Below are 281 nucleotides of genomic sequence, written 5' to 3' on the forward strand. Positions count from 1 at the left end.
TTGTGGAGGATGGTATTCTCGGAGCCACGGCTCTTGACGTCCTTGACCTTTCCATTCAGCGCCGGGGTATCCCGGATCATCGGCTGCAAGCGGTCCTTGGAGAAGGCCTCCGCCATCCCTTCCGTCGGTTGGAGGAGCATAATCGGGGCCGGATCATAGTCGATATGGAAGCCGATGCCGTTCAGCAGCAGCTCTGTCTTCCCCACCTGCGCGGAGCTCATGACCACGACCTCCGGCACGGTCGGGTCGTTGATCGCGTCCATAATGTCACGCTGGTAGGG

At 60.5% G+C, this 281-nt stretch carries 1 protein-coding gene; it reads right to left on the minus strand.

Annotated elements, in window-relative coordinates:
- Positions 1-281, minus strand: a 281-nt coding sequence (locus ACSEXW_RS28460) for a phage terminase large subunit family protein (protein WP_438449530.1), incomplete at both ends; no start/stop codon positions are given.

This window comes from Oryzibacillus soli (genome assembly GCF_051594765.1).
Taxonomy (GTDB): Bacteria; Bacillota; Bacilli; order Paenibacillales; family NBRC-103111; genus Paenibacillus_AR.